The sequence below is a fragment of the Paractinoplanes polyasparticus genome, from assembly GCF_019710575.1.
In the GTDB taxonomy this organism is placed as follows: domain Bacteria; phylum Actinomycetota; class Actinomycetes; order Mycobacteriales; family Micromonosporaceae; genus Actinoplanes; species Actinoplanes polyasparticus.
The window spans coordinates 1-26,849 of sequence record NZ_JAHWFK010000061.1; the positions used below are offsets into that span (position 1 = coordinate 1).

At 71.1% G+C, this 26,849-nt stretch carries 21 protein-coding genes; 15 read left to right on the top strand and 6 right to left on the bottom strand.

The window, feature by feature from the left end:
• Nucleotides 1-180 precede the first annotated feature (180 nt).
• From KXC43_RS44695 to KXC43_RS44715, 5 genes are all read right to left on the bottom strand, one after another.
• Nucleotides 181-1,368, bottom strand: a complete 1,188-nt coding sequence (locus KXC43_RS44695; RefSeq protein WP_308129543.1) for a CynX/NimT family MFS transporter — start codon at nucleotides 1,366-1,368, stop codon at nucleotides 181-183.
• Nucleotides 1,369-1,401: 33 nt separating this feature from the next.
• On the bottom strand, nucleotides 1,402-2,232 hold the full coding sequence (locus tag KXC43_RS44700) for a siderophore-interacting protein (protein WP_221382374.1): 831 nt from the start codon (nucleotides 2,230-2,232) through the stop codon (nucleotides 1,402-1,404).
• Nucleotides 2,233-2,373: 141 nt separating this feature from the next.
• On the bottom strand, nucleotides 2,374-3,813 hold the full coding sequence (locus KXC43_RS53040; RefSeq protein WP_221382375.1) for a hypothetical protein: 1,440 nt from the start codon (nucleotides 3,811-3,813) through the stop codon (nucleotides 2,374-2,376).
• Between the two features lie 609 nt (nucleotides 3,814-4,422).
• Nucleotides 4,423-4,680 (bottom strand): TetR family transcriptional regulator, encoded by a 258-nt coding sequence (locus KXC43_RS44710; RefSeq protein WP_221382438.1) that lies wholly within the window; start codon nucleotides 4,678-4,680, stop codon nucleotides 4,423-4,425.
• 45 nt (nucleotides 4,681-4,725) lie between these two features.
• Nucleotides 4,726-5,478 carry a glycerophosphodiester phosphodiesterase family protein gene (locus KXC43_RS44715; RefSeq protein WP_221382376.1) on the bottom strand — a complete coding sequence of 251 codons (753 nt, stop codon included), beginning with the start codon at nucleotides 5,476-5,478 and terminating at the stop codon, nucleotides 4,726-4,728.
• A 186-nt stretch (nucleotides 5,479-5,664) separates the two neighbouring features.
• Between KXC43_RS44715 and KXC43_RS44720 the strand changes: the two genes are divergently transcribed.
• The 15 genes from KXC43_RS44720 (at nucleotide 5,665) to KXC43_RS53050 (ending at nucleotide 25,257) form a co-directional block, all read left to right on the top strand.
• Nucleotides 5,665-7,218: a GMC family oxidoreductase gene (locus KXC43_RS44720; RefSeq protein WP_255645905.1), complete on the top strand. Its 1,554-nt coding sequence runs from the start codon at nucleotides 5,665-5,667 to the stop codon at nucleotides 7,216-7,218.
• A 16-nt stretch (nucleotides 7,219-7,234) separates the two neighbouring features.
• Nucleotides 7,235-8,269 (top strand): quaternary amine ABC transporter ATP-binding protein, encoded by a 1,035-nt coding sequence (locus KXC43_RS44725; RefSeq protein WP_221382377.1) that lies wholly within the window; start codon nucleotides 7,235-7,237, stop codon nucleotides 8,267-8,269.
• 106 nt (nucleotides 8,270-8,375) lie between these two features.
• Nucleotides 8,376-10,337, top strand: coding sequence for an ABC transporter permease (locus tag KXC43_RS44730; RefSeq protein ID WP_221382378.1), 1,962 nt, complete (start codon nucleotides 8,376-8,378; stop codon nucleotides 10,335-10,337).
• Nucleotides 10,334-11,290: an ABC transporter substrate-binding protein gene (locus KXC43_RS44735; protein WP_221382379.1), complete on the top strand. Its 957-nt coding sequence runs from the start codon at nucleotides 10,334-10,336 to the stop codon at nucleotides 11,288-11,290. Before KXC43_RS44730 ends, KXC43_RS44735 begins: the two co-directional genes overlap by 4 nt.
• A 9-nt stretch (nucleotides 11,291-11,299) precedes the next feature.
• Nucleotides 11,300-13,675 carry a GcvT family protein gene (locus tag KXC43_RS44740; RefSeq protein WP_221382380.1) on the top strand — a complete coding sequence of 792 codons (2,376 nt, stop codon included), beginning with the start codon at nucleotides 11,300-11,302 and terminating at the stop codon, nucleotides 13,673-13,675.
• 32 nt (nucleotides 13,676-13,707) lie between these two features.
• The gene (gene solA / locus KXC43_RS44745) at nucleotides 13,708-14,844 is read left to right on the top strand and encodes an N-methyl-L-tryptophan oxidase (RefSeq protein ID WP_221382381.1); all 1,137 of its coding nucleotides are present in this window, start codon (nucleotides 13,708-13,710) and stop codon (nucleotides 14,842-14,844) included.
• Entirely contained in the window at nucleotides 14,841-15,959 is a 1,119-nt protein-coding gene (locus KXC43_RS44750) for an aromatic ring-hydroxylating oxygenase subunit alpha (RefSeq protein WP_308129544.1), read from the top strand. Before solA ends, KXC43_RS44750 begins: the two co-directional genes overlap by 4 nt.
• Before the next feature lie 87 nt (nucleotides 15,960-16,046).
• Entirely contained in the window at nucleotides 16,047-16,823 is a 777-nt protein-coding gene (locus tag KXC43_RS44755) for an L-type lectin-domain containing protein (protein WP_221382382.1), read from the top strand.
• Nucleotides 16,824-16,903: 80 nt separating this feature from the next.
• Nucleotides 16,904-17,719, top strand: coding sequence for a glycosyltransferase family 2 protein (locus KXC43_RS44760; protein WP_221382383.1), 816 nt, complete (start codon nucleotides 16,904-16,906; stop codon nucleotides 17,717-17,719).
• The gene (locus tag KXC43_RS53045; protein ID WP_221382384.1) at nucleotides 17,716-18,840 is read left to right on the top strand and encodes a glycosyltransferase family 4 protein; all 1,125 of its coding nucleotides are present in this window, start codon (nucleotides 17,716-17,718) and stop codon (nucleotides 18,838-18,840) included. Before KXC43_RS44760 ends, KXC43_RS53045 begins: the two co-directional genes overlap by 4 nt.
• Complete coding sequence (locus KXC43_RS44770) at nucleotides 18,837-20,756, top strand: putative glycosyltransferase family protein (RefSeq protein WP_221382385.1); 1,920 nt, start codon at nucleotides 18,837-18,839, stop codon at nucleotides 20,754-20,756. Before KXC43_RS53045 ends, KXC43_RS44770 begins: the two co-directional genes overlap by 4 nt.
• On the top strand, nucleotides 20,753-21,517 hold the full coding sequence (locus KXC43_RS44775) for a hypothetical protein (RefSeq protein ID WP_221382386.1): 765 nt from the start codon (nucleotides 20,753-20,755) through the stop codon (nucleotides 21,515-21,517). The genes KXC43_RS44770 and KXC43_RS44775 overlap by 4 nt, the downstream gene beginning before the upstream one ends.
• On the top strand, nucleotides 21,511-22,764 hold the full coding sequence (locus KXC43_RS44780; RefSeq protein WP_221382387.1) for a lipopolysaccharide biosynthesis protein: 1,254 nt from the start codon (nucleotides 21,511-21,513) through the stop codon (nucleotides 22,762-22,764). The genes KXC43_RS44775 and KXC43_RS44780 overlap by 7 nt, the downstream gene beginning before the upstream one ends.
• The gene (locus KXC43_RS44785; protein WP_221382388.1) at nucleotides 22,761-24,008 is read left to right on the top strand and encodes a glycosyltransferase family 4 protein; all 1,248 of its coding nucleotides are present in this window, start codon (nucleotides 22,761-22,763) and stop codon (nucleotides 24,006-24,008) included. Before KXC43_RS44780 ends, KXC43_RS44785 begins: the two co-directional genes overlap by 4 nt.
• Complete coding sequence (locus KXC43_RS53050; RefSeq protein ID WP_221382389.1) at nucleotides 23,977-25,257, top strand: glycosyltransferase; 1,281 nt, start codon at nucleotides 23,977-23,979, stop codon at nucleotides 25,255-25,257. Before KXC43_RS44785 ends, KXC43_RS53050 begins: the two co-directional genes overlap by 32 nt.
• Here KXC43_RS53050 and KXC43_RS44795 read toward each other — a convergent pair.
• Nucleotides 25,191-26,738, bottom strand: a complete 1,548-nt coding sequence (locus KXC43_RS44795; RefSeq protein WP_308129545.1) for a cellulase family glycosylhydrolase — start codon at nucleotides 26,736-26,738, stop codon at nucleotides 25,191-25,193. The two genes, KXC43_RS53050 and KXC43_RS44795, sit on opposite strands and share 67 nt — an antisense overlap.
• Nucleotides 26,739-26,849 lie beyond the last annotated feature (111 nt).

Here is a 26,849-nt window from a genome sequence, read left to right on the forward strand (position 1 = left end):
CCCGCGAGATCTACCAACTCATCACCTCAGAGCACCCAAAACCCGCCACTTGAAATCCATAGGAGCATCCCAAGGGACAGGGGGAGAGTAACTGGCGGGGAAGGCGGTAGCCGGAGCGTTGTCCACAGCGGGATGGGCGGGTAACCCGGGGTGCTGCGGTCGTCCACAGGGCGGCGGGCCTCAGACTTGACGGTCTCGGCCGGCCAGGTAGCCGGCGATGATCTGGGGAACCATCAGCAGGACCATCAGCGCCAGCGGGGCGCGCCAGCCGTCGGTGGCGTCGTGCAGGGCGCCGACCAGGAACGGGCCGGGGATGGCGAAGACGTAGCCGACGCTCTGGGCGAAGGCGGACAGCTTGACGACCGTGGCGGGGGTGCGGCCGCGGAGGGCGATCATCGTCAGGACCAGCGGGAACGCGGTGTTCACGATGCCCAGGAGCACGGCCCAGAGCCAGGGGGCGGCCGCCGGGTCGTACCAGAGACCGCCGTACCCGGCGATGCCGAAGACACCCAGGCCGACGGCTATCCAGCTCTGGCTGCGCACACGACCGGCGTACGCGGAAAGCGCGAACCCCAGCGGCACGCCCAGGAACGACGTGACCGCGAACAGCACGCCGGCCACCTCGGCCGAGACGCCGGCGTCGCGGTAGATCTGCGGGAGCCAGCCGATGATCACGTACGCGGAGGTCGACTGCATGCCGAAATAGACCGCCAGCGCCCAGGCCACGGCGGTGCGGCTCAGCCGTACGGGAACCTCGGTCGTGACCTCGGCCGTGCGCACGATCGGCTCGCGGGCCAGCGGCAGCCAGGAGGGCACGGCCAGCACCGCGACCACGGCCCAGCAGGCCAGCCCGAGGCGCCAGTCACCGCCGAACGCGTGCTCGCTGAGCGGGACGGTGGTCGCGGCGGCGGTGGTCGCGCCGACGTTCAGGGCGACCGTGTAGAGGCCCGTGGTGGCGCCGACGCGGTCCGGGAAGCGCTCCTTGACGACCGACGGCAGCAGCACGTTGACCACCGCGATGCCGGCCAGCGCGACCAGGCTGAGCAGCAGGAAGAGCACGGTGCCGGGCGCGAAGGGACGCACCGCCAGACCGGCCGCGAGCACCACCAGGCCGACCAGGATCACCCGCGAGGCGCCGAAACGCCGGGCCAGGCGGGGCGCGGTCAGGCCGACTGCGGCGAAACACACCACCGGTACGGAGGTGAGCAGGCCCGCCACGGTCGAGCTCATGCCGAGACCGTCGCGGATCTCGTCGAGCACCGGGCCGACGCTGGTCACCGCCAGCCGCAGGTTCACCGCGGCCAGCAGCAGAGCCACCAGCGCGACCCGGCGGCTGCTCTTCTTGGTCAGGTCTACGGACGCAGTCACCACTTACACATCATCGACTGCCCGAAACCCGGGTCACGACCGGTCTTGCTCCTGTTCCACCTGCTGGTTCCACTCACGCTTGGAACTCTGCCAGCCGTCCTCGTTCAGGCCGCGGCGCCAGTAACCCGAGATCGACAGCTGGTCCATCGGGATGGCGAGCTCGTTCTTCAGGTAGCGGCGCAGATCCTTGACGAAGTTGGCCTCGCCGTGCACGAACGCCTGCACCCGGCCGGCCGGGAACTCGTACGCGCGGACGGCCTCGATCAGCGCCTCGCCGACCGGGCGGCCGCCGCGGTGCAGCCAGGTGATCTCGGCGTCGCCCGGGCACTCCAGCTTCTGCTCCTCGTCGGCGCTTTCCACCTCGATGAACGCGCGAACAGGAGCGTCGGCCGGCATGCCCTCGAGCGCGGCCGCGATGGCGGGCAGGGCGCTCTCGTCGCCGGCCAGCAGGTGCCAGTCGGTGTCGGCGCTGGGTGCGTAGCCGCCGCCCGGGCCCATGAAACGGAACGGGTCGCCCGGCTTGGCGGCCACAGCCCACGGGCCGGCGATGCCCTCGTCGCCGTGCACCACGAAGTCGATCCACATCTCGGGGATGGCCGGAAGCCACTTGCGGACCGTGTACGTGCGGACGGCGGGCCAATCCGGCCGTGGCACCGTCTCGCGGATCCGGCCCATGTCGAACGGCTCGGGGTAGACCACGCCCGGCAGCGGGAACAGCGCCTTGACGTAGTGGTCGGTGCAGGAGCCCGCCTCGATGTTGCGGAGGCCCTCGCCGGTGAACACCACCCGGACCATGTGCGGGGTGAGCTGTTCCACCCGGCTGACGACCGCTTCGGTCGCCGCCCGTGCCGGCCTGTCAGCCATTGCTGAACCCTCTTCCTTCGCCTACCGGGTCGTCGGCTGGTAAGGCTACCCTCACTCTTCCGATCGCAGGTACCGGCGGGATTCTCGGCACACGAAAAGGGCGGCCCGCGAACCGCGGACCGCCCCTCGTTCTCGTGCCGGTTACTCCCAGGTGCTCCCCGGGAGGCGACGGCGCCGGGTCAGCGCCATGATGATCAGGCCGATCATCAGCAGGACCGCCGCGCCGCCGACCACCGCGACCGTGTTGTTGCCGGTCTTGGCGAGCAGGCTGCCGTCGTCCTTCTTGGCGGTCTCGGCCTGCACCTGGGCGACCTGGTCGGCCACCGGCGCCTTGTTGCCGGAGTTGAACTGGCCGTCCTCGTACGTGTAGTCGTTGCCGGCCGCCGCCGCGGCCTTGCTGCTGCTCGCGCGGGGCTTGGGGGCCTTCGTCGCAGGCGGAGCCTCGTTCTCGTTCTCGTTGTTGGCGTCATCGCCGTTGCCGGCGTTGTTCGCGTTGCCGCCGGTGGCCGGCTTGGTGGTCGCCGGAGCCTTCGTGCTGGTCGGCTTGGCGGGCTTGGTCGTAGTGGCCGGCTTGGTCGGGTCGGGGGTGAAGTCGTCCTTCACCGTCGGCGCCGTGGTGGGGTTGTTGACCGGGGGCTTGGTCGGCTTGGTCGGCGCGACGGTGCTGTTGGGGTTGCCCGGCGTGCCGCCGTTGCCCCCGTTGTCGCCGCCGCCCGTGTTACCGCCGTTGTCGCCACCGCCGTTGTTACCACCGTTGTCGCCGCCACCGTTGTCGCCGCCACCGTTGTCGCCGCCGCCGTTGTTACCACCGTCGCCGCCGCCGTTGTTACCGCCATCGCCATCGCCGCCGCCGTTGTCGCCGCCGTTGCGGACGGTGATGCGGACCGAGTCGATCGCGGGGGTCTGGTTGGCGCGGACCATCATCGGCACGCGGTGGGAGCCGTCACCGGCCCACGAGGAGCACTGCGCGGTGCCCTCGGCCGGCACGCCCGGCACGGCGATGGTCACCTCGTCGGGGGTGGCGCCACCCTTGCTGTCCTCGGTGGCGACGAAGAAGGCCGGCACCGGGTCGGACGCGGGCGCCTCGTTGGTGTTCTCGAGCATGCGGCACGCGGTGTGGAAGTGGCCGCGGACGAGACCGCCCCGCAGGACCGAGCTCTCCACGTAGTAGCCACCCTTGCCGGCCGCGAGGAAGCGGTCGCGGATCAGGTTGCGGGTGCTGATCTTCAGCGAGAACGGCGTGTTGGGCGCGACCGCGACGGGCGCCTCGGTGATCAGCAGGCTCGGGTTGTCCTTGGCCTCGCCGACCTCACCGAATTCGGTGGAGACGCAGCGGCTGCCCAGCTGGAAGCCGTCATGTGGCGTCAGATTGCTGTCGACGCACGTATCGGTCAGGATCACCTGGCCGTTGACGACCTTGCCGGCGCCACTGCCCTCGGGCCGGTCGTTCTCGGCGGCGCCCGACAGCGAGGCGAAGCCGACGGCCGCACCCAGGGCGGCGATCACCGCTCCGGCCGCGAACAACCGTCGGTTGCGTCCCGACGGCGTGGCGGCCGCGCGGCGGTAAGCAGACCTACGCATGCGTCATACCTCATCTTCGCAGAATCCACCCGGCCCAAATTCCGACCGGCTCCCAGACGGTAAGAGCCACTCCGCCGGAATGCAATTCCGCCAGCGAACTTGATGAATTCTTAGCCCAGACTTAAAGAAAAAATATGGGCGACCCGCCGAACCCTCGGCATCATCCGAACGGCCGATGTCCAGGGTTCAACCAAGATCGCAAAAACTTCGCTGAGCTGGGAGTTCTTCGACGGGCCTTCCGGTGACGCTCCGGGGTCGCCCGGCGACGGGTCCGCACCGAGAAATGTAATGCATGGTAGACCGGATGCACCTTGGAACAAGCTGGCAAAACAGTTCCCGCAGCTTATCGGCGCGATTCTCCGGCAATTTCCGCCGGTCGGCTGACGCCCTGCGCTCCGGCTCGTGGGCGCCTGTGGCAGGGCGGGGAGCCGGTGGTGACCGTCGATCAGACCGCCGGGTCAGCAGAGACGGTCGAGCGTCGCGGCGAGCCAGGACTCGTACGCGTCGCGGTCCCAGCGGCGTGGGTCAGCTCGGCGTAGACCTCCGGACTGGTGATCGCCCACAGCCCCATGAGCGTCGCGGCGTCGGGCGGCCGGCTCAGCACGCGGGTCAGCCCGAACGCCAGGTCGTCGCGGCGGCGCGCCTCGCGCTCGGCGAGCCGTGCCGCGACGGCTTGATCGCTCGACGCGGCACGCCTTCCTCGTCGCCCGCCTTCGCGGCGTCCTTCGCCGCCGCGAGCAACGCGCTCTTGGAGCCGAACGACGCATAGACCGTGTCGACGGCGACGCCGGCCGCCGCCGCGATGCCGGCGATCATGGTGCCCCGCCAGCCACGGCCGGCAAACAGCGCAGCCGCCGCGGCCAGGATGTCCGACCGGGTCCGCTCGCTCTGAAGCCTCCGCGCGGAGCGCTGTCAGGGCCAGAGACCCCGGGCGCGGTAGACGTCGCGGAGGACTGTCAGGCGGTCGGTCATGATGCCGTCCACGCCGAGATCCAGCAGGCGGGTCATCTCGGTGGGGTCGTCGATCGTCCAGACGTGGACCTGCAGGCCCAGGCGGTGGGCCAGGGCCAGGAAGCGGCGGTCGACCACAGTGATCCGGCCGAGGCGCGGGGGGACCTGGACGGCGGCCACCGGCGAGGGCAGGCGCAGGGGTGCTCCGACCAGGGAGGCCAAGCGCAGGCGGGCCACTGACCGGGAGCCCATGGACGTGGCGATCGCCGGGCCGGCCAGTGCGCGAACCGCGGCCAGGCGGCGGTCGCTGAACGAGGCCAGCAGGACGCGGTCGGCCGCGTCGGAGCGCAGGATCGTGTTGACGGTGGGCGTCACGCCCGGGTCGGCCTTGATGTCGATGTTGAAGCGGATCTCGGGCCAGGCGGCCAGGACCTCGTCGAGGCGGGGGACGAGGGCGGCGCCGGCTATCCGGACGGACTGGAGGTCGGACCAGGTCAGGTCGGAGATGCGGCCGGCCTGGCCGGTCACGCGGTCGAGGGTGGGGTCGTGGAAGACGACCGCTACGCCGTCGGCGGTGGCGTGCACGTCGGTTTCGACGTAGCGGTAGCCGAGCTTCACGGCGCGCTCGAAGGCTTCGGCCGTGTTCTCGTCGCCGTCGGCCGCGCCGCCGCGGTGGGCGAACGCCAGGGGCGTCGGGGCGTCGAGGAAGGGCACGAGCCGATCGTAGGGCCGCCCCGATCACGTGCCGCCGGGGCCGTCCGGGGAGGCGGCGTCGCGGACCGGACGGTCGGCGGCGACAAAACGGCTGATAAGCGCGGCCAAGACTTTGATCTGTGCGGCTGCCTTTGTTGCACTGAGGTAAAAGTCTGTTGTTGACATTGACCGACGCCACCGCGACTGATGATTCTTTGTCCACGGCTCGGCGGAAGGTGGCGCACGCTGGAAACCATCGAGTACGACGTGGTGATCATCGGCGGTGGCACGGCCGGGTCGGTCGTCGCGTCGCGGCTGTCGGCCGATCCGCAGGTGCGTGTCGGCGTGGTCGAGGGCGGGCCTTCCGACGTGGGTGACCAGGCGATTCTTCGGTTGCGCAACTGGCTCAACCTGCTCGAGGGCCAGTACGACTACGACTATCCGATCGTGCCGCAGGCGCGCGGCAACTCGCATCTGCGGCATGCCCGGGCGCGGGTGCTGGGCGGCTGTTCGTCGCACAACACCATGATCAGTTTTCTGCCGCCGCCCGGCGACTTCGCGGACTGGGTCGACGCCGGTGCTACCGGGTGGTCGTACGAGGAAATGGTGCCCCTGTGGAAGCGGCTGGCGGTGAACATCACCCCGGTGGCCGAGCGTGACCGCAACCCTTTGACCGAGGATTTCGTCACTTCTTGTCACACCGCCCTGGGAGTCCCGATCCACGAGGACTTCAACGCCGCGCCGTTCGCCGACGGCGCCGGGTTCTTCCCGGTGGGCTACTACCCCGAGACGGGCGTCCGCTCCTCGGCCTCGGTGGCCTACCTGCACCCGCACCTCGACCGGCCCAACCTGACGATCCACACCGAGCACTGGGCGTTCCACCTCGATCCGGAGAACGGCGTTCTGGTCCGGAGCGGCACGGCGACCAAGCTCATCAAGGCACGACATGAATACGTGCTGTGCGCGGGCGCCATCGACACTCCGCGACTGCTTCTGCTGTCCGGCATCGGGCCGGCGGCCGACCTGCAGAAGCTCGGCATCGCCGTGCAGCGGGACCTGCCGGGCGTCGGCGAGAACCTGCTCGACCACCCGGAGTCGCTGATCCTGTGGGAGGCGAGCCGCCCGATCCCGCCGATGTCGGCCATGGACTCGGACGCCGGGCTCTTCGTGCGCCGCGAGCCGGGCGCCACGCGTCCCGACCTGATGTTCCACCTGTATCAGATCCCGTTCACGTTCAACACCGAGCGGCTCGGGTACGACGTGCCCGAACACGGCTTCGGCATGACGCCCAACGTGCCCCGTCCCCGCAGTGCCGGCCGGCTCACCCTGGCCGACGCCGACCCGGCGACCAAGCCGCTGCTCGACTTCCGCTACTTCACCGACCCCGACGGCTACGACGAGCGGACGATCGTGGACGGGCTGCGCCTGGCCCGGGAGGTGGCGGCGACCGAGCCCTTCGCGTCGTGGATCGCCCGGGAGATCGCGCCCGGGCCCGCGCTGCGAACCGATCAAGAGCTTTCCGCGTACGGGCGAGCCGCGCACCACACCGTCTATCACCCCGCCGGCACGTGCCGGATGGGCGCCGCCGCGGATGAGCAGGCGGTTGTGGATCCCGAGTTGCGGCTGAGCGGCGTGCCCAACGTCCGGATCGCCGACGCCTCGATCTTCCCGCTCATGCCCTCGGTGAATCCGATGGTGACCGTGCTCATGATCGGCGAACGAGCGGCCGACCTGATCCAGGCCGAGCTGACCGGACACTAGGGACCAGGGGACCGGGATGACACCGATGATCGCGGTAGCAGATCTGTGGAAGGTGTTCGGGCCCCGAGCCGACCGGGTCGTGGGTACGCCGCTGGCCGAGCTTTCGCCGGGTGAGCTGCGGACCCGTACGGGCTGCCTGGCCGCCGTACGCGATGTCAGCTTCGACGTGCGGCCGGGTGAGGTCTTCGTGGTGATGGGCCTGTCCGGCAGCGGGAAGTCGACGCTGGTCCGCTGCCTGACCCGGCTGATCGAGCCGACCAGCGGCGAGATCAGCATCGGCGGCGAATCGGTGCGGGCGATGGGCCCGAAGCGCTTGCGGGAGCTGCGCCGCCGCCAGGTCGCGATGGTGTTCCAGCACTTCGGGCTGCTGCCGCACCGGCCGGTGCTCGACAACGTGGCGTACGGGCTCGAGATCCAGGGCATGCCGCGGGCCGAGCGGCACCGGCGGGCCACCGAGACGCTGGCCCTGGTCGGCCTGGAGGGACAGGAGCACCAGTACCCCGACCAGCTCTCGGGCGGCATGCAGCAGCGGGTCGGCCTGGCCCGGGCGCTCGCAGGCGATCCGGAGGTGCTGCTCTTCGACGAGCCGTTCAGCGCGCTCGACCCGCTGATCCGCCGGGACATGCAGGCCGAGGTGCGCCGGCTGCACGCCGAGGTGGGCAAGACGCTGGTCTTCATCACGCACGACCTGGCCGAGGCGCTGACCCTGGGCGACCGGATCGCCGTCCTCCGCGACGGCGGGCTGGTGCAGGTGGGGACGCCGGAAGAGCTGGTCGGAGCGCCGGCCGACTCCTATGTGGCCGACTTCGTCCGCGACGTGCCCCGCTCCGATGTGCTGACGCTGCGGTGGATCATGCGCGATCCGGCTCCGGGCGAGCTCTGCGAGGACGAACCCCTGAGCCACCGTACGGTCATCCGCGACGCGGTCCACCGGGTGCTCCGCTCCGATCGCCCCATCGCGGTGGTCGACGGCCGCGAGCGGCTCGGAGTGATCGACGCCGACCAGCTGCTCCCCGCGCTGATCAGCCACCACCGCCAGGTGCCGGCATGACCGACCGAGCTCCGCGTGGGGCCGGCGCCGGGCGCGCGTGGCGGCGAAGCGTGGGCGCCGGGCGGGCAAGCGCGGCGTTCGAGGCCGCCGGCGGGAGGTGTCGCGCATGACCGCGACGGTTCCGCCACCTCCGGTGCTGCAGCCGGGTGGGCGCGTGCTGACGGCGGCGAGCGACACGGCCGTTCCAGGCCGGCGCGGATGGTTGCGGAGTCGCACGGTGGCCGCGGTTCTGGCCGCCGTGACCGTGGTGGCCTATCTGGTGTTCCGGACGGACGGAGCGGCCGACAGCAGCGACGCGGCCGCGTTCCGGTTCTTCGACAGCGTGCGCGACTGGGTCGACGCCAACCGCGACACCAGCCCGGTCTTCCTCTACGGCCTCAACTACGTGCGGCTGGGCGTGCGGCTGCTGGTCGACGGCGTGCACGCCGCGCTCACCGGGCTCGGCTTCGCCGGCCTGGTGGCGGCGGTGGCGGCGATCGGCGCGGTGCTGGCCGGGTGGCGCACGGGACTGCTGGCGCTGGGTGGGTTCCTCGCCTTCGGGGTTCTGGGGCTGTGGGAGCAAAGCGTCGACACGCTGGTGCTGACGGTCTCGGCGGTGCTGCTCTCCGTGCTGATCGGCGTTCCGCTGGGGATCCTGGCGGCACGGGTGCGGTGGGTCGGGGCGACGCTGCGGCCGGTGCTCGACGTCATGCAGATCATGCCGACCTTCGCCTATCTGGCCCCGATGACGCTGCTCTTCCTGATCGGGGAGCCGGCCGCGGTGATCGCCACGATGATCTATGCGGTGCCCGCCACGATCCGGATCACCGCGCTGGGCATCGGCGAGGTGTCGCCCACGGCGGTGGAGGCGGCCACGGCGCTCGGGTCGACCCGGTGGCAGCTGCTGAGCAAGGTGCGGCTGCCGATGGCCCGGACGACGATCGCGCTCGCGGTCAACCAGACGATCATGCTGGCGCTGTCGATGGTGGTGATCACCGCCCTGATCGACGCGCCCGGCCTGGGCCAGAACATCGTGAGCGCGTTGCAGCGGGTCAACGTGGGCGCGGCCTTCGACGCCGGGCTGGCCATCGTGATCCTGGCTGTGGTGCTCGACCGGATCACCACGAACGCCGCCCGGCGCACCCGCGTTCACCGCACGGACCAGCAGCGCCGGTGGCGCTGGATCGGTGTGGGCGTCGCACTCGTCGCCGCCGTGTTGATCTCCGTCATAAAGGTCAACCCTGAGGATCTGCCCGGCTACTCGTTCGCGGCGCCGGTCAACGACCTGGTCGGCTGGATCGAGCTGCACTGGTACGACGCCACCGAGGGCCTGAAGAACGGCATCAGCGCGGGCGTGCTCGATCCCATCGAGACCGTGCTGGTGACGACGCCGTGGTGGCTCTTCGTGGCTGCCGTGGCCGCCTTCGGCACGCTGATCAGCGGCTGGCGGGCGGCCGTGATCGCCGCACCGGCCGCGGCCGGGATCGCGGGCCTGGGCCTCTGGCAGCACTCGATGCAGACCCTGGCCACGGTGCTGGTCGCGATCGTGCTGACGATGGCCCTCGGCGTCGCGATCGGTGTCTTCTGCGCGCGTCACGATCGCCTCGCCGCCGGAATCCGTCCGCTGCTGGACGCCGCCCAGACCATGCCCTCGTTCGTGTATCTGCTGCCGGCGGTGGCGCTCTTCGGCGCGAGCCGCTTCACCGCGATCGTCGCCGCCGTCATCTTCGCCGTGCCGCCGGTCGTGCGCCTGGTCGAACGCGGGCTGCGCGACGTGCCGCCGACCGTCGTCGAGGCCGCGCTCTCAGCCGGCTCGACACCGCGCCAGCTGCTCTGGAAGGTGCAGCTGCCGATGGCTCGCGGCGGCCTGCTGCTCGCGGCCAACCAGGGGATCGTCATGGTCCTCGCCATGGTGGTGGTGGGCGGCCTGGTCGGCGCCGGGGCCCTCGGATACGACGTCGCCGCCGGCTTCTCACAGCGCGAGCTCTTCGGCCAGGGCCTGGCCGCCGGACTCGCCATCGTGTTGCTCGGCATCGTGCTCGACCGCTTGACCCAGGGTTTCCACCACTCGAAGGGACCTCGTCGATGAGAACTCTGCGAACGGCCGCCGCGGCGGCGCTGATAGTGACCCTGACCGCGTGCGGCGGCGCCACCTCGGGGGCGGGGGAGGACGAGCCGAGCGCCGGCGCCAAGGGCACGGTGAACCTCGCGATCAACCCGTGGGTGGGCTACGAGGCGAACGCCGCGGTGATCGCCTACCTGCTCGAGAAGAAGATGGGCTACACGGTCGAGAAGAAGGAGCTCAAGGAGGAGATCGCCTGGCAGGGCTTCGAGACCGGCGAGGTCGACGCGATCGTCGAGAACTGGGGGCACCCCGACCTCAAGAAGACCTACATCGAGGACAAGAAGGTCGCCGTCGAGGTGGGCCCGACCGGCAACCAGGGCGTGATCGGCTGGTACGTGCCGCAGTGGATGGTGGACAAGTATCCCGACATCACCGACTGGAAGAGCCTCAACAAGTACGCCGACCTCTTCAAGACCTCGGAGTCGAAGGGCAAGGGTCAGTTCCTGGCGGGCGACCCGTCCTTCGTCACCAACGACGAGGCGCTGGTCACCAACCTGAAGCTGAACTACACCGTCGTCTACTCGGGCAGCGAGGCAGCGATCATCAAGGCCGCCCAGCAGGCCTCGGCGCAGACGAAGCCGTTGCTCTTCTACTTCTACGAACCGCAGTGGCTCTTCGCCAAGGAGAAATACGTGCGGGTGAAGCTGCCCGAGTACAAGGAGGGCTGCGACGCGGACCCGAAGAAGGTGGCCTGCGACTACCCCGACTATGTGCTCGACAAGATCGCCAGCAAGAAGTTCGCCGACGGCAACAGCACCGCCTATCAGCTGGTCAAGAACTTCACATGGACCAACGACGACCAGAACCTCGTCTCGGACTACCTCACCAACCAGGGCATGTCGGCCGAGCAGGCGGCCGAGAAATGGGTGAACGAGCACGAGAGCACGTGGAAGCCCTGGATCCCGGCCGGTAGCTGAGATCCCGCCATGACTGGACCGAAGGTTGTGATCATCGGCGCGGGCATCGTGGGCTGCGCCCTCGCCGATGAGCTGACCGCGCGCGGCTGGACCGACGTGACCGTGCTCGAGCAGGGGCCGCTCTTCGTGACCGGCGGTTCCAGCTCGCACGCGCCGGGACTCGTCTTCCAGACCAACCCGTCGCGGACCATGGCCCGGATGGCCCGCTACACCGTCGAGAAGCTGACCGGGCTGGACTGCTTCCGGCCGGTCGGCAGCCTCGAAGTGGCGACGACGCCGGAGCGGATGCGGGAGTTGCACCGCCGCTTCGGCTTCGGCCAGTCGTGGGGGATCGGCTCCCGGATCATCGACCCGGTCGCCTGCGCCGAGCTGTTTCCCCTGCTCGACCCCGACCGGCTGGAGGGCGGTCTGCACGTGCCGACCGACGGCGTGGCCGAGGCGGTCAAGGCCGGCGAGCGGCAGGCGCAACGGGCGCAGGAGAACGGCGCCCGATTTGTCGCCCAGGCCCGGGTGATCGAGTTGATCACCGCTAACGGGCGGATCGCCGGCGCGCGGACGGACGAGCAGACCTTCGCAGCCGACATCGTCGTCAGCTGCGCCGGCTTCTGGGGGCCGAGGATCGGGGCCATGGCCGGCGTCACGATCCCGCTGTTGCCGATGGCCCATCAGTATGTGCGGACCGGCGCCGCCGGCGCCGCGGACACGATGCCGATCGTGCGCCATCAGGACCGTGACCTCTATTTCCGGGCCCACGGCGAGGGCCTGGGCATCGGCTCGTATCTGCACGAGCCGATGCCGGTGAGCCTGGATGAACTGGCCGGCGGTGAGCACCCGTCGATGCTCCCGTTCACCCCCGACACTTTCGCCGAATCCTGGGCGGCCGCCGGCGACCTTCTGCCCGTTGTCAAGGATGTCGAACGGACGGACGGCTTCAACGGCGTCTTCTCGTTCACCGCCGACGGTTTCCCGCTGCTCGGCGAGGCGCCCCGACTGCCGGGGTTCTGGGTGGCCGAGGCGATCTGGGTGACCCACTCGGCCGGCGCCGCCCGCGAGGTCGCCGAGTGGCTGGTCACCGGCCGCCCGAGCATCGACCTGCACGAGTGCGACCTCAACCGCTTCGACCCGGCCCAGCTGGCCCCGGCCTACACCCGGGAACGGTCGATCCGCAGCTTCGTCGAGGTCTACGACATCGTCCATCCGCTCGACCCGCCCAGCGTCCGCAACGTCCGCACCACCCCGTTCCACGCCCGGCACGTCGAGCTCGGAGCGGTGTTCGGCGAGGCCGCGGGCTGGGAAAGGCCCCTCTGGTACGCGTCCAACGAGGGGTACGCGTCGAAGGAGAAGGCCGCGGCCAAGGAGCGCGACAGCTGGTCGAGCCGCCACTGGTCGCCGATCGCGGGTACCGAAGCCCGGATCACCCGCGAGACCGTCGCCCTCTACGACATGACCCCGCTCATGCGCCTCGAGGTCGTCGGCCCGGTGAGCTTCCTACAGGCAATGACCAGTAACAACGTCGACAAGCCGGTCGGCTCGGTGACCTACACGATGCTGCTCGACGAGGCCGGCAAGGTGCGCAGCGACGTCACCGTGGCCCGGCTGGGCGAACAGCGCTTCCAGATCGGCGTCAACGGCCCGCTCGACCTGCACTGGCTGCGCCGCCATGCGCCGGAGAACACCCGCATCAGGGATGTCACCGGCAGCACCGGCGGCCTCGGCGTCTGGGGCCCCAAGGCTCGCGAGCTGGTCGCCCCGCTCACCGACATCGACGTCGCCGCTCCGAGTTTCCGCTACTTCCAAGCGCGGGAGGGATATCTCGGCACGGTGCCGGTCACCATGCTGCGGCTCTCGTACGTGGGCGAGCTGGGCTGGGAGATCTACACCCGGGCCGACTGCGGATTGAAGCTGTGGGACACCCTGTGGGAGGCCGGTCAGGACCTCGGCATCATCGCCGCCGGCCGGGCTGCTTTCACGAGCTTGCGCCTCGAGAAGGGCTACCGGCTCTGGGGCACCGACATGACCGCCGAGGACACCCCGTACGAGGCTGGGGTCGGTTTTGCCGTGCGTCGCGACACCGGTGACTTCGTCGGCAGGACCGCGCTGCCCGAGCAGGATCCGGAGCGGCTGCTCACCTGCCTGCTGCTCGACGACGCGGGTTCCGTGCCGATGGGCCGCGAGCCGGTGTACGAAAAAGAAAGGCCGGTCGGCTTCGTGACCAGCGCCGCCTACGGCCACACGGTGGGGGCGCCGATCGCGTACGCCTGGCTCCCGGCCGCCCTGGCCGTGCCCGGCACCGAGGTGTCGATCGGGTACTTCGACCGCCGGCTCCGCGCCACCGTCGCCGCCGAGCCCCTCTTCGACCCCAAGCATGAACGGCTGCGCGCCTGAATATTCGGTAGCTAGCACAGTTGGAGGCACCCTTGTCGGCATACGACGTCATCGTGGTCGGTCTGGGCGGCATGGGCAGCGCCGCCGCCTTCCAACTGGCAGCCCGGGGCCAACGGGTGCTGGGCCTGGAGAAGTACGGCCCGGCCCACGACCGCGGGGCCAGCCACGGCGGCTCCCGGGTCACCCGGCAGTCGTATTTCGAGGGCCCCGAGTACGTGCCGCTCCTGCTGCGGGCGTACGACCTGTTCGACCAGCTCGCCACCGACTCCGGCCGGGACGTGATCACGCTGACCGGCGGCGTGATGATCGGCCGCCCGGAGAGCCGGACGGTCGCCGGCAGCCGGGCCAGCGCCGAGCAGTGGGGCCTGGAGCACGAGATCCTGGACGCCAAGGAGCTGCGCCGCCGCTTCCCGACGCTGGCGCCGCAGCCCGACGAGATCGCGCTGTTCGAGGCCCGGGCCGGGTTCGTCCGGCCCGAGGCGACCGTGGCCGCGAACCTGCAGCTCGCCACAAAACACGGTGCCGACCTGCGCTTCCACGAGCCGATGACGAGCTGGGAACCGGCCGGCGACGGGGTGCGGGTGACCACCGGGCAGGGCTCGTACACGGCCGGCCAGCTGGTGCTCGCGCCCGGGCCGTGGGCGCCCGAGCTGCTGGCCGACCTGGGCGTCGAGTTCCGCATCGAGCGCCAGGTGCAGTACTGGTATCAGCCGCGCGGCGGTGTCGAGCCGTTCCTGCCCGACCGGCATCCGATCTATATCTGGGAGGACGCCGAGGGCGGGCAGATCTACGGCTTCCCGGCGATCGACGGGCCGGACGGGGGTGCCAAGATCGCGTTCTTCCGCCGGGGCACGCCGACCACACCGGACACGCTGGACACCGAGGTGCACGAGAACGAGATCGCCGAGATGGCCGGCTACTGCGGCCGGCGGCTGCCCGATCTGCCCGGCCGGTTCCTGCGCGGTGAGCCCTGCATGTACAGCACCACCCCGGACGAGCATTTCGTCGTCGCCCGCCACCCGGAGCACGAGTCGGTCACCGTGGCCTGCGGTTTCTCGGGCCACGGCTTCAAGTTCGTGACGGTGGTGGGCGAGATCCTGGCCGACCTGGCGACCTGCGGGGCGACCGTCCATCCGATCGGCCTGTTCGACCCGAGGCGGTTCCGGTGACCTCATCGCTGATTCCCACGCTGGCCGGCCACTATTACACCGACCCGTCGATCTTCGCGCGCGAGCAGGAGGCGATCTTCGAGCGGATGTGGTTCTGCGTCGCGCGCGGGGCCGACGTCGGCACGCCCGGCCGGTTCCGCACGGTCGAGGTCGGCCGGGAGAACCTGATCATCACGCGCTCGGCGGACGGGCGGGCGCGCGCGTTTCTCAACGTCTGCCGGCACCGCGGCGCCCGGGTCTGCGTCGAGGACTCGGGAAACGTGAAGCGGACGTTCAAATGCTCGTATCACGCGTGGGCGTACGGCCTCGACGGCAGGCTCGTGGCCGCGCCCAACCTGGTCAAGATGCCCGACGTCGACCGGGTGGAGTACGGCTTGCGCCCGGTGCACGTGCGCGAGTGGCTCGGCTACGTCTGGGTGTGCCTGGCCGACGAGCCGCCGAGCTTCGAGCAGGACGTCATGGGCGCGTGCGTGGAACGCCTGGGTGACCTCGGCGCGATCGACCGCTACGGCCTGGACTCGCTCGAGGTGGGCCGGCGGATCCGGTACGACGTGGCGGCGAACTGGAAGCTGATCATCGAGAACTTCATGGAGTGCTATCACTGCGCGACGATCCACCCGGAGCTGGTGCAGGTGCTGCCGGAGTTCGCCGGTGGGTACGCCGCGCAGTACTACGTGGGCCACGGCGCCGAGTTCGGCCGGGACGTCGAGGGCTTCACCGTGGACGGCAGCCCCGGCGTGGCGACGATCGGCTCCCTCGCCGCCGAGCAGGACCGGCGCTACTACGCGATCACGATCAAGCCGCAGGTCTTCGTCAATCTGGTGCCCGACCACGTGATCTTCCACCGGATGTACCCGCTGGCCGTGGACCGCACGATCGTCGAGTGTGACTGGTTGTTCCGGCCCGACGTGGTGGCCTCGGGCGCCGACCTGAGCCGCTCGGTGGAGCTCTTCGACCGGGTGAACCGGCAGGACTTCGAGGCGTGTGAGCGCTGCCAGCCGTCGATGGCCTCCCGGGCGTACGCGCGGGGGGGTGTGCTCGTTCCGAGCGAGCACCACATCGGGGCGTTCCATTCGTGGCTAACGGACCGAGTGCCTACTATTCGGGATAAATAGCATCGTCTCGGTCACGCGGTTCTGCGCGCTGCCCTACCTTAGGCCACGTCCTAGTGGGGCAAAATATCCGAATTGGAGCGCAGAACTGTGTCTTCCTCACGTTCCTCGAGGGCGGTGCGGGGTGGCCTCGCCGCCGCCCTGACCCTCTCGATAGCCGCATCGGGAGCACCCGCTTCCGCCGCCGACGACGACCCGCTGATCGACTACCCGACCTTCAAGGGCGCCTCGAAGAGCCTGGACCGTAACGGCGCCGCCGACCTGATCCTGTCGTCCGGCGACAAGGTCCGGCAGAGGATCCTGCGGCTCACGCCGGGCGGCTACCGCCAGTCCGGGTCGGCCTGGTCGCTCTCCAAGCTCGACGTCACGCAGTCCTTCGAGTCCGCGTTCAAGGTCTACCTGCACCACTTCCGGCCGGGCGCCGACGGCATCGCTTTCGTCGTGCAGACCGAGGGACCGCGGGCGCTCGGCGGCTGGGGCGGCGGCCTGGGCTACCGCGGCATCGAGCCGAGCCTGGCCGTCGAGTTCGACACCTATCAGAACTCGTACGACCCGAGCCGCAACCACCTCGCGGTCGTGCTGGGCGGCAACCCGGACTACCAGACGGACACGGCCGAGGCGCCGATCCCGCTGTTCGGCAAGCCTTTCAACGCCCGAGTCGTCTACGACGCCGAGTCGTCGCTGCTGAGCGTCTACGTCAAGGCGCTGAGCGAGGGCTCGATCGAGCAGCTGGTGCTGGAGCGGGAGATCGACCTCGCCGCGCACGTCCGGGACACCGAGGCCTGGATCGGATTCACCGCGTCGACCGGCACCGGCCTGTCGAAGCAGGACATCTACTCCTGGACCGTTCAGGGTTCCCGCGCCTGACCAGGTGTCCCGCCGGTTCCTCGTGAAGGGGCGCCGGCGGGCGCCTTCCGCACGACCCCACCGAGTCTTGGAGTGAAGTCATGTCCACGGTCCCCTACACCCGCCCGGAGGCCGGAGCGGGAACCGAGCTTCCGCCGCCGATGCTCGTCGCGGCCGGAGAGCCCCTGGTCAGCGTCATCATCCCCGCGCTCAACGAGGCGCTGAACCTGCCCCACGTGCTGGCCGCCCTGCCCGCGGTCGACGAGGTCATCCTGGTCGACGGCGGTTCCACCGACGACACGGTCGACGTCGCCCGCCGCCTGATGCCGGGCATCCGCGTCGTCCAGCAGAACCGCCGCGGCAAGGGCAACGCGCTGGCCTGCGGTTTCGCCGCCGCCACGGGCGACATCCTCGTCATGATCGACGCCGACGGGTCCACCGACCCGCGCGAGATCCCCAGCTTCATCGCCGAGTTGCGCGCCGGCGCCGACTTCGCCAAGGGCTCCCGCTTCGCCGGGGCGGGCGGCAGCGCCGACATCACCCGCCTGCGCTCCGGCGGCAACCGCTGCCTGAGCGCCCTGGTCAACCTGCTCTTCGGCACCCGCTACAGCGATCTCTGCTACGGCTACAACGCGTTCTGGGCCCGGCACCTCGACGCCTTCGCGCTCGACAGCACCACCTCGGCCGACGGCCGGCTGTGGGGCGACGGCTTCGAGATCGAGACCCTGCTGACCCTGCGCGCGGCCCGCGCCCGGCTGCGCATCGTCGAGGTGCCCAGCTACGAGCAGCAGCGCATCCACGGCGAGAGCAACCTCAACGCGTTCACCGACGGGCTGCGCGTGCTGCGCACCATCGCGCGCGAGTGGCCCCGCCGGCGACGGGCCGCCGGCCTCCCCGCAGCGGAGCGGACACGGTGAGGATCGGCGTCGTCACGAGCGCCTACCACCCCGACATCGGCGGCGTGGAGACGCACGTCCGGCGGCTCTGTGCCGCGCTGGTCGCCGCCGGCGACGAGGTCGAGGTGCTCACCCAGCACACCCACGGCTCGGTCGACTCGATCGACGGGGTGCTGGTCCGCCGGTTCCCGCTCACCGTCAAGGCGTCCAACTACCGCCTGTCGGCGGGATTGTGGCGGTGGCTGCGGCGCAACGCCGGTCGCTACGACGTGCTCCACGCGCACAGCTACCACGCGCTGGCCGCCCTGCCGGCCGCGCTGACCAACCGCACGCCGCTCGTGTTCACGCCGCACTACCACGGCACCGGCCACAGCCGGCTGCGTGCGGCGCTGCACCCGATCTACCGGCCGCTGGGCCGGCGGATCGTGGCCCGGGCCGGGCGGATCATCTGCGTCTCCCGCGCCGAGCGGGACCTGCTGAGCAGCCACTTCCCGGAGGCGCGGGGCCGACTGGTGGTGGTGCCCAACGGCACCGACCCGGCGCCCGACCTGGTGGCCGGGCCCGAGCCGGGACGCAGCATCCTCTGTGTCGGGCGGCTCGAGCGCTACAAGCGGGTCGACCGGGTGATCCAGGCGATGGTCCACCTGCCCGCCGACCACCGCCTCGACGTGGTCGGCGCCGGGCCGGCCCGCGAGGAGTGGGAGCACCTGGCGGCCCGGCTCGGTCTGGCGCCGGACCGGGTCGTGTTCCACGGCCGGCTGCCCGACGGCGCCTTCCACGCCCGGATGGCGTCGGCCGCGGCGGTGGTCTCGGCGTCCGGCCACGAGGCGTTCGGCATGGCGGTGGCCGACGCGCTGACCGCCGGCATCCCGACCGTGGCCAGCTTCATCCCGGCGCACCGGGAACTGGCCGCGATGGTCGCCCCCGGAGCGCCGCTCTGGCTGGTCAACCCGGACGACGAGGCCGCGCTGGCCGAGACGCTGCGGGTCGCGGCCGGCACCGCCCGGGCCGAGCACGGCCGCAACGCGCTGCCCACGTGGAGCGACGTCGTGCTGGCGACCCGGGAGATCTACGCGAGCCTCGCCCCGTCCGTCCACATCATCCAGCAGGCCAAGGCCGGTGCCGGAGCCGGCGACCGATGACCCTGACCCGGCCGGCTCCCGGCAGAACAACCGGCGCTGCCGTCGCGAGCCCGCTCGAGGCCGCTGCGACGGTGTCCCGCCGGCCGGCCATCCTCTGTGCCGCCACCCTGGTCGCCACCGGCTCGGCCGGAGCCGCCCTGCTGGTGGCGGCCAACCGCGCCGCCGAGTGGGACACCGGCCGGCAGTTCGCGCTCTTCTGGGCCGGCATGCTGGTGTTCACGCTGCCCGCGGTCTACTGGCTGGTGCGCCGCGGGACCGGGACACGGCTGCGGGTGGCGGTGCTGACGGCGTACGCGGGCTTCACCTACCTGCCCAAACTGCTGCGCACGCCGGATGGGCCGCTCTATCACGACGAGTTCGCCCACTGGCGCCAGGCCCGCGAGATCCTGCTCGACGGCCGGCTCTTCGAACAGAACCCGATCGTCAAGGTCGTCGGCGACTTCCCGGGCCTGCACTCGGCGGTGGCCGCGATCAGCGGGCTCACCGGCGTCTCGATCTGGCACGGCGCGCTGCTCGTGCTGATGGTGGCGCACCTGCTCGTGGTGCTGGGCGTGGCCGTGCTGGCCGAGGAGATCTGGCAGGACGCCCGGATCGCCGCGGTGGCCACGATCGTCTACAGCCTCAACAGCTCGTTCCTCTTCTTCGACACCCAGTTCGGGTACGAGTCCCTGGCCATCCCGCTGCTGGTGTGGACCCTGGTCGCGTTGCACCGGGCGATGCGCGGGCCGGCCGGACGGGCCCGGCTCGGCTGGTCGGCGGTGACAGTGATGCTCTCCGCGGCCACCATCGCCACCCACCACCTGACCGCTCTCGGGCTGCTCGGCGTCATGCTGATCCTCTGCGCGGTGGCCACGGCCCGGGCCCTGCGCCGAATCAACCCGCGCGCCGTCACCTGGACCGCCTGGGCGCTCACCGCCGCGGCCACCGTGCTGGTCGTGTCCTATCTGTGGGTGGTCGCGCCGCGTACCGCCGGATACCTCGACCCCTATCTGGCCCGCGCGCTCGACCAGTTCGCCGGGATGGCCGGCGAGGGCGGGGGCGGCGGCCGCACCCTGTTCCGCGAGTCGATCGCGCCCTGGTGGGAGCGGGCGGCGGCGTTCGGGGCGCAGGGCGTCGCGGGGCTGGGCATGCTGGCGGCCGCCCTGTGGCTGCGCCGCCGGCGCGAGGGTGACGCGGTGTCGCGCAACGGCGCGCTGACCATGTTCGTGCTCGGCTCCTGCTACTTCCCGGCGGCGCTGCTGATCCTCACCCCGAGCGGGGCCGAGGGCGCGCGCCGCTCGTGGGCCTTCAGCTATCTCGGGATCGCGCTGGTCGTGGCGCCGGTGGTGATCTGGCTGCTCGACCGGGCCCCGTTCTACAGCGGGACTGCGTTGCTCGCGGTCTGCGCGGTCGTCATGGTCGGCAACACCGCGGCCGGCATGAACCCGTCCTACCGCTTCCCGGGCCCGCCCGTCTTCGGCTCGGACACCCGCTCGGCGATCCCCGAGGTGTCCGCCGCGTCGGCCTGGCTGCGCTCGACCCAGGGCCGCGATCTGCGGATCGTCGCCGACCGCTACTCCGGGCTGATCTTCGGCTCGTTCGGCGGGCAGCGACCGGTCACCGGCTCGGTGTCGTTCCCCACCTACGACCTCTACCTCGCCCAGCCCGGCCGGCAGCCCTCGCCCCGGCTGATCGAGCAGCTCAGCTCGTGGCGGTTCACCTATCTGATCGTCGACCGGCGGATGGCCCGGGAGGTGCCGGAGATCCAGATCTACTTCGAGACCAACGAGCCGGTTCCGCACAGCGACAAGCCCGCGTTCACGCTCGGTCAGCTCACCAAGTTCGACCGGACGCCGTGGACGATCAAGATCTACGACAGCGGCAACATCGCGATCTACCGGTTCGACTTCGCCTCGCTGCGGAAGGCCGCGCGATGACGACGCCCCGGATCCTCGCCGCCACCTACGCCGCCCTGGCCGTTCTCGGGTTCGCCGGGGGCCCGCCCTGGGTGCTCACCCCGCTCTGCCTGGCCGCGCTGGTCGCCCTGGGCGAGTTGTGGCTGCGCGCGCTGGCCGGCGAGGCGATGCCGACGGTCACCCGGATCGGGCTGGCCACCGCGGCCGGACTGGTCAGCCTGCCCTTCCTGGCGATCACACTGCACGCGACGGGCATCCTGATCCGGCCCCGGGCGCTGGCCGTCGGGCTCGCCGTTCTGGCCACCCTGCTCGGCGTGATCGTCCTGCTGCGGGAGCGGGCGGACGGTGCGCCGGTCGATCCGCGCCTGCCGCGCACGGTCGCCGCCGTCGCCATCCCCGGCTTCCTCACCCTGGTCGCGGGGTTCCTCGCCCTCCAGGCGTACGACCGGTTGCCGCACCCGCCGCAACCCGGCTACACGAGCCTGGCCCTCAACGGCTGGGCCGGCGACATCGACCGCCCGGTCGCGATCCCGGCCCGCGGCGTGCACGTGCCCGTGCGGGTGAGCAGCGCCGGGCGTCCGGCCGCGACCGAACCCCTGCGCGTACGGGTCGGCAGCCGCCTCGTCTCGGGCCGGGCGCTCGCCGTCGTGCCCGGCACGACCCGCTCGGTCGACGTCTTCGTGCCCGCACCGCCCGGCAACTGCCTGCACCGCATCGAGATCAGCCTGGGCGCCACCAGCACCGTCTTCTACGGTCACGGGCCGGGACAGCGCCGGTGCTGAAGACCGTCGCGCGGGACTCGCTGGCCCGCAACAGCGCCCTGATCATGGCGAGCACGGCCGGCACCGCCGGGCTCGGCTACCTCTACTGGCTGCTGGCCGCGCGCGAACTGGCCCAGTCGTCGATCGGCACGGCCACCGCGCTGATCTCGATCGCGGCCGTCGTCAGCATGGTGTCCAATCTGGGCCTGGGGCACATGTTCATCCAGCGGCTGCCCGGCACCGGGGTCGGCGAGTGGTCGCGGATCGTCAGCGCCGGCCTGCTGCTCGGCTGCGGCGCCACCGCGCTCGTCTCGTCCGCCGCGGGCCTCGTGCTGCCCGCGCTGGGCGGGCACTTCGCCTTCCTGCGGAACTCGTCCGGCCTCGTCGCGCTGGTCGTCACGGCCGTCGCGCTGACCGCGTCGACGCTGCTCGACAACGTCTTCGTGGCCCACCGGGCCAGCCACGGCATGCTCACCCGCAACCTGGCGCTGGCCGGCGGCAAGCTGGTCACGCTGGCCGTGCTCACCTGGGCCGGCTACGGCGGGGCGTCGGTCGTGCTGCTCGCCTGGACGCTGCCGTCGGTGGCCGTCACCGCGTACACCGTGATCGCGAGCCTGCCCCGGCTGCGCCCCGGCGCCCGGCTCGGCGGGGCCGGGGTCGGGGCCGAACTGCGGCACGTCCAGGGCTCGCTGGGCGGCCACCACCTGATCAACCTGGCCCAGGCCGGCCCCACCGCGCTGCTGCCGGTGCTGGTCACCGCGCGGCTCGGGCCCGAGGCCAACGGCCACTTCTACGTCGCCTGGATGACCGCCTCGATGCTGTTCATGGTCTCGCCCGCGGTGGCCTCGGCCTTCTACGCCGAGCGGGCCAACGCGGCGCCGGCCGGTCTGCCCCGGGCAGCCGCGGTCGTGCTCGCGGTGACCGGGCCGCCCGCGCTGCTGCTGTTCTTCGCCGGCGACTGGATCCTCGGCCTGTTCAGCCCGGGCTTCGCGGCCGAGGGCGGGCTGCTGCTGCGCATCCTCGTGCTCGCCGCGCTGCCCGACGCCATCACCAACCTCGTCGTCGCGCATTGGCGCTCGCTCGGTCAGTTCCGCCGCTGCCTGCGCCTCAACCTGCTGATGGCCACCACCTGCCTGACCCTCACCTGGCTGTGGCTGCCCGGCACCGGGATCGAGGCCGCCGGAATCGCCTGGCTGGTCGGGCAGTCCGTGGGCGCGTTGGCCGTCGCCGTCAGTTCCGTCCGCCGAAGAGGGGCCGCCGCCGCATGAAGATCCTGCACCTGTCCAACCTGTACGCGCCGGTGATCGGCGGTCTCGAACGCAGCATCGCCACCAGCAGCGAGGAGCTGGTGCGCCGCGGGCACGAGGTCACCGTGCTCACGCTGGCGACGCCGCTCGCCGGGCACGACGAGACGATCCGCGGCGTACGGGTGAAACGCGTCCGCAGCGTGGCCAACACCCTGCTGCCCGGCATGAACCAGGACGCGGCCAAGCCGTTCCACCCGACCACGGCCGACCCGTTCACCACCGCGGCCATCCGGCGGGTGCTGCGCAGCGGCGACTACGACGTCGTGCACAGCCACGACTGGATGATGTACAGCTATCTGCCGCTGCGCTACGGGCGCGACGGGCGGCCGCACGTGCACACGGCTCACGACTTCGGGTTCACGTGCGTCAAGAAGACGTACGCACGTGAGGGCCGGCCTTGCGGCGGGCCGCGGCTGGGCCGGTGCGTGCCGTGCGCGAGCGAGCAGTACGGGCGGCCGCGGTCGGCGCTGCTCACCGCGGCCCTGCGGGCGCACCGGCACCGGGGCATCGACGCGCTGACCGCCATCTCGACGGCCGTGGCCGACGGCGTCATCAACGGGCGGCTGCCGGGCGACGTGCCCGTCCAGGTGATCAGCAGCCTGGTGCCGGACGGCCTCGACGCGCTGGCCCGGGACACGCCCCGGCCGGCGTGGCTGCCGGCGGGGCGCTACCTGTTGTTCGTCGGCCAGCTCGGGCCGCACAAGGGCATCGATGTGCTCTTCACCGCGTACGCGAAACTGCTGGCCGGATGGCAGCAGCCGGACCCGCCGCCCGCCCTGGTCTGCCTGGGCACGCCGCGGGCCGACACTCCGCCGATCCCGCCCGGTGTCGTGGTGCGGCACAACGTCGCGCACCCCGAGGTGATGGCGGCCTGGCACCACGCGGCGGCCGGAGTGGTGCCGTCCGTCCTCGAACCGATGGGCCAGGTCGCCGTGGAGGCGCTGCTGGCCGGCACGCCGCTGATCGCCACCGACGCCGGCGGCCTGGCCACCATGATCCGCGACGGCGAGAGCGGCCTCCAGGTGCCGGTGGGCGACCCCGGCGCGCTCGTGGCCGCCCTGTCGCGGCTGCTCACCGACCCCGCCCTGACCGCGCGGTTGCGCGTGGCCGGGCATCAGCGCGGGCTCGACTACACGGCCGCGCGCGTCGTCCCGCAGATCGAGGAGGTCTACCGTGACTGCATCGCCACCGCCACCAGGCGCTGACGAACGCCCCCGGGTGGTGGTCGTCGGCTCGGGCTGGCGGTTCCTCTCCGGGATCAGCTATTACACCTGCCGGCTCAGCAACGCGCTGGCCGCCGACCATCAGGTCGGGACGATCCTGATGCGACAGCTGCTGCCGACCCGGCTCTATCCGGGGCGCGGGCGGGTGGGTCGTCAGTTGAGTGAGCTCTCGTACGACCCCTCCGTGCACGTCTTCGACGGGGTCGACTGGTGGGCCGTGCCCAGCCTGATCCGGGCGGCGCGGTTCCTGCTCTCGTTCCGGCCGTCGGTGATCGTCTTCCAGTGGTGGACGGGGACGGTGCTGCACTCGTATCTCGTGCTCTGCCTGGTCGCGCGGCTGGCCGGGATCAAGGTGGTGGTCGAGTTCCACGAGGTGCAGGACACGGGGGAGGCGCAGCATCGGTGGGCGGCCCTCTACTGCCGCAAGCTGATCAAGCCGCTGCTGCGCCGGACCGACGGGGTGGTGGTGCACTCGCGCTTCGACCGGGTTGCCCTGCGGGCGACGTACGACCTGGGCGACGTGCCGGACGAGGTCGTGCTGCACGGCCCGTTCGACCACCACGAGACCGCTGCTCCTTCCGCCCCGCGCCCGCGGGCTGCTGGTGACGCCTGCCGCCTGCTTTTCTTCGGCACGATCCGGCCCTACAAGGGCCTGGAGGATCTGGTCGAGGCGTTCGGGCAGTTGCCTTCGCACTACACGCTGACCGTGGTGGGGGAGACGTGGGAGGGCTGGACGCTGCCCGCTTCCCTGATCGCCGAGTCGGCCGCCCGGGACCGCATCACCTTCGTCAACCGCTACGTCGCCGACTCCGAGGTGGACGGATTCTTCGCGGCAGCCGACGTGGTGGTGCTGCCGTACCGGCGCAGTTCGGCCAGCGGGCCGCTGCACATCGCGATGAGCCACGGGCTGCCGGTCGTCGTCACGGCGGTGGGCGGTCTGGTCGAGGCGGCCGAGAAGTACTCCGGAACGACGTTCGTGGCGGCCGGCTCGGCGTCCGCTCTGGCCGAGGCCGTCATTTCCGCGTCGGCGAACACCGGAAGGCGGCACACCGATCCTTCTTCGTGGGAAGAATCGGTGGCCGCCTTCACGCGCCTGTTCGCCCGGATCGGCCTCACGTCCGGGCTGCCTTCCGGCGCGGGGCCCTCGCATGCGGAGCGGGTGGCTCAGGACGCGGAGATCACCGCGTCGTCGAACCAGACCGTGCCCTTGTTGTCGCCCGACTTGAGGTGAACCTGCATGCTGGTCGAGCCGGCCGGGGCGACCCCGTCGACGACCAGCCTGGTCCAGCCGGTGGTGCCGACCGGCAGCCAGGTCGACGAGGTGCCGCCGAGCCACTTGTCGTTCATGTCGAACCAGCTCAGCGCGATCTGGGTGGTGCCGGTGGCCGCGTTGCCGCGGGCCCACACCTCGCCGTGCCACTTCTGGCCGCCCCTGACCGGAACGATCGGCGAGACCCGGTACGACGGGGAGCCGGCCGAGGTCTTGCCGGTGTTGGTGAGGCTGATCGACCACTTGCCGGTGCGTGCCGCCGACTGGGTCTTGACCGCGAGGCCCAGCTCGGGCATGAAGGCCCGCCACGGGCTCTGGCCGGCGGTCAGCTCGAAGCTCGGGTCCATCAGCGACGCCGGCATGGCGGTGTTGGTCCAGCCGGCCTTGACGGCCGCGGCGGCCGGCTTGGCGCTCCCGTCGACCCGGTAGAGGCCGTAGCTGTACTGGGCCGGAATGCGCGAGACGGCCGACGACGGGATGGCGCCCTGGGTGAAGTCGTTCAGCGTCCACGGCGCCACGGACTGCACGCCGGCCGCTTTCGCCGCCTCGAAGACCCGGGCCAGGAAGGCCGCCTGCTCACCCTCGGTGTTCTGCAGGGTGTTCAGGCCGACCTCGCCGATGACCATCGGGAACGGCGCGGCCGTGGCCTGCGCGTTCTTGATGACCGCGAGCGCGCGCTCGGAGTTGCCGTAGAAGTGGAAGTCGAAGTAGTCGATCGGGGTCGAGGCCAGCGCTGACTTGATCTTCGCCATGCCCGGGACGCCGGACGTGCCGTCCACCGAGAAGGTCAGCGGCATGGTCGGGAACGACGAGCGCATCGCCGGAACCATCTTCCGGGCCCACGCCACGGCCGCGGTGTCGCCGGCGTTGAACTCGTTCTGAAGCTCGAACGCGATGACGCGCTTGTCGTCCTTGTAGCGGGTCAGCACGGTGTTGACCCAGGAGATGCTGTTGGCCACCTCCCCGTAGCCGTTCCACCAGTCGAAGAGGGTGAACTTGACGGTCATGCCGCGGGCCGCGGCCATGTCGACCAGCGCGGCCAGCCGATCCTGGTAGCCGTTCCACGGCTTCGGCCAGCCGAAGGTGTTCGGGAAGATGATGACGCGGAGGTTGTCCGCGCCGAGCGCGTCGGCCTTGGCCAGGTCGGCGTCGATCCTGGCCGGGTTCCAGTCGGTCCACATCTTCGACCAGCCACCCGCGGACGGGTAGTAGTTGAGCGACTTGGCGGTCTTCACGGCGGCCAGGCGCGAGGCCAGGGTGGGGAGGGTCTCGGTCTTGACCGTCGCCTGGACGGGTGAGCTGGTCTTCATGACGGACTTGACGGTGGCGGTGGGCGTCTTCGTCGTCTCCGGGGCAGCCGCGGTGGCCGGGGGGTGCGGCAGGGCAATTCCCAGGAACAGCGACGAGGCCAGGACTGCGGCGCAGCGGCGAGGCGAGATCACGGTGGGTCGGTGCCCTTCGTTCGAGGTGCGGAATGGTGGGAGCGACCCCCTCAATCGGTCGGACGGTTCGGCGGTGTCGAATTCCTGAATTGCATTGGCGTTGCCGCGTGG

Bases quoted from the DNA above. Each gene is read 5' to 3' on its own strand.
- KXC43_RS44735 (WP_221382379.1), top strand. From the start codon at position 10,334: ATGAGAACTCTGCGAACGGCCGCCGCGGCGGCGCTGATAGTGACCCTG.
- KXC43_RS44785 (WP_221382388.1), top strand. From the start codon at position 22,761: ATGAAGATCCTGCACCTGTCCAACCTGTACGCGCCGGTGATCGGCGGT.
- KXC43_RS53040 (WP_221382375.1), bottom strand. From the start codon at position 3,813: ATGCGTAGGTCTGCTTACCGCCGCGCGGCCGCCACGCCGTCGGGACGC.
- KXC43_RS44720 (WP_255645905.1), top strand. From the start codon at position 5,665: ATGATTCTTTGTCCACGGCTCGGCGGAAGGTGGCGCACGCTGGAAACC.
- KXC43_RS44740 (WP_221382380.1), top strand. From the start codon at position 11,300: ATGACTGGACCGAAGGTTGTGATCATCGGCGCGGGCATCGTGGGCTGC.
- KXC43_RS44775 (WP_221382386.1), top strand. From the start codon at position 20,753: ATGACGACGCCCCGGATCCTCGCCGCCACCTACGCCGCCCTGGCCGTT.
- KXC43_RS44760 (WP_221382383.1), top strand. From the start codon at position 16,904: ATGTCCACGGTCCCCTACACCCGCCCGGAGGCCGGAGCGGGAACCGAG.
- KXC43_RS44730 (WP_221382378.1), top strand. From the start codon at position 8,376: ATGACCGCGACGGTTCCGCCACCTCCGGTGCTGCAGCCGGGTGGGCGC.
- KXC43_RS44770 (WP_221382385.1), top strand. From the start codon at position 18,837: ATGACCCTGACCCGGCCGGCTCCCGGCAGAACAACCGGCGCTGCCGTC.
- KXC43_RS44700 (WP_221382374.1), bottom strand. From the start codon at position 2,232: ATGGCTGACAGGCCGGCACGGGCGGCGACCGAAGCGGTCGTCAGCCGG.
- KXC43_RS44725 (WP_221382377.1), top strand. From the start codon at position 7,235: ATGACACCGATGATCGCGGTAGCAGATCTGTGGAAGGTGTTCGGGCCC.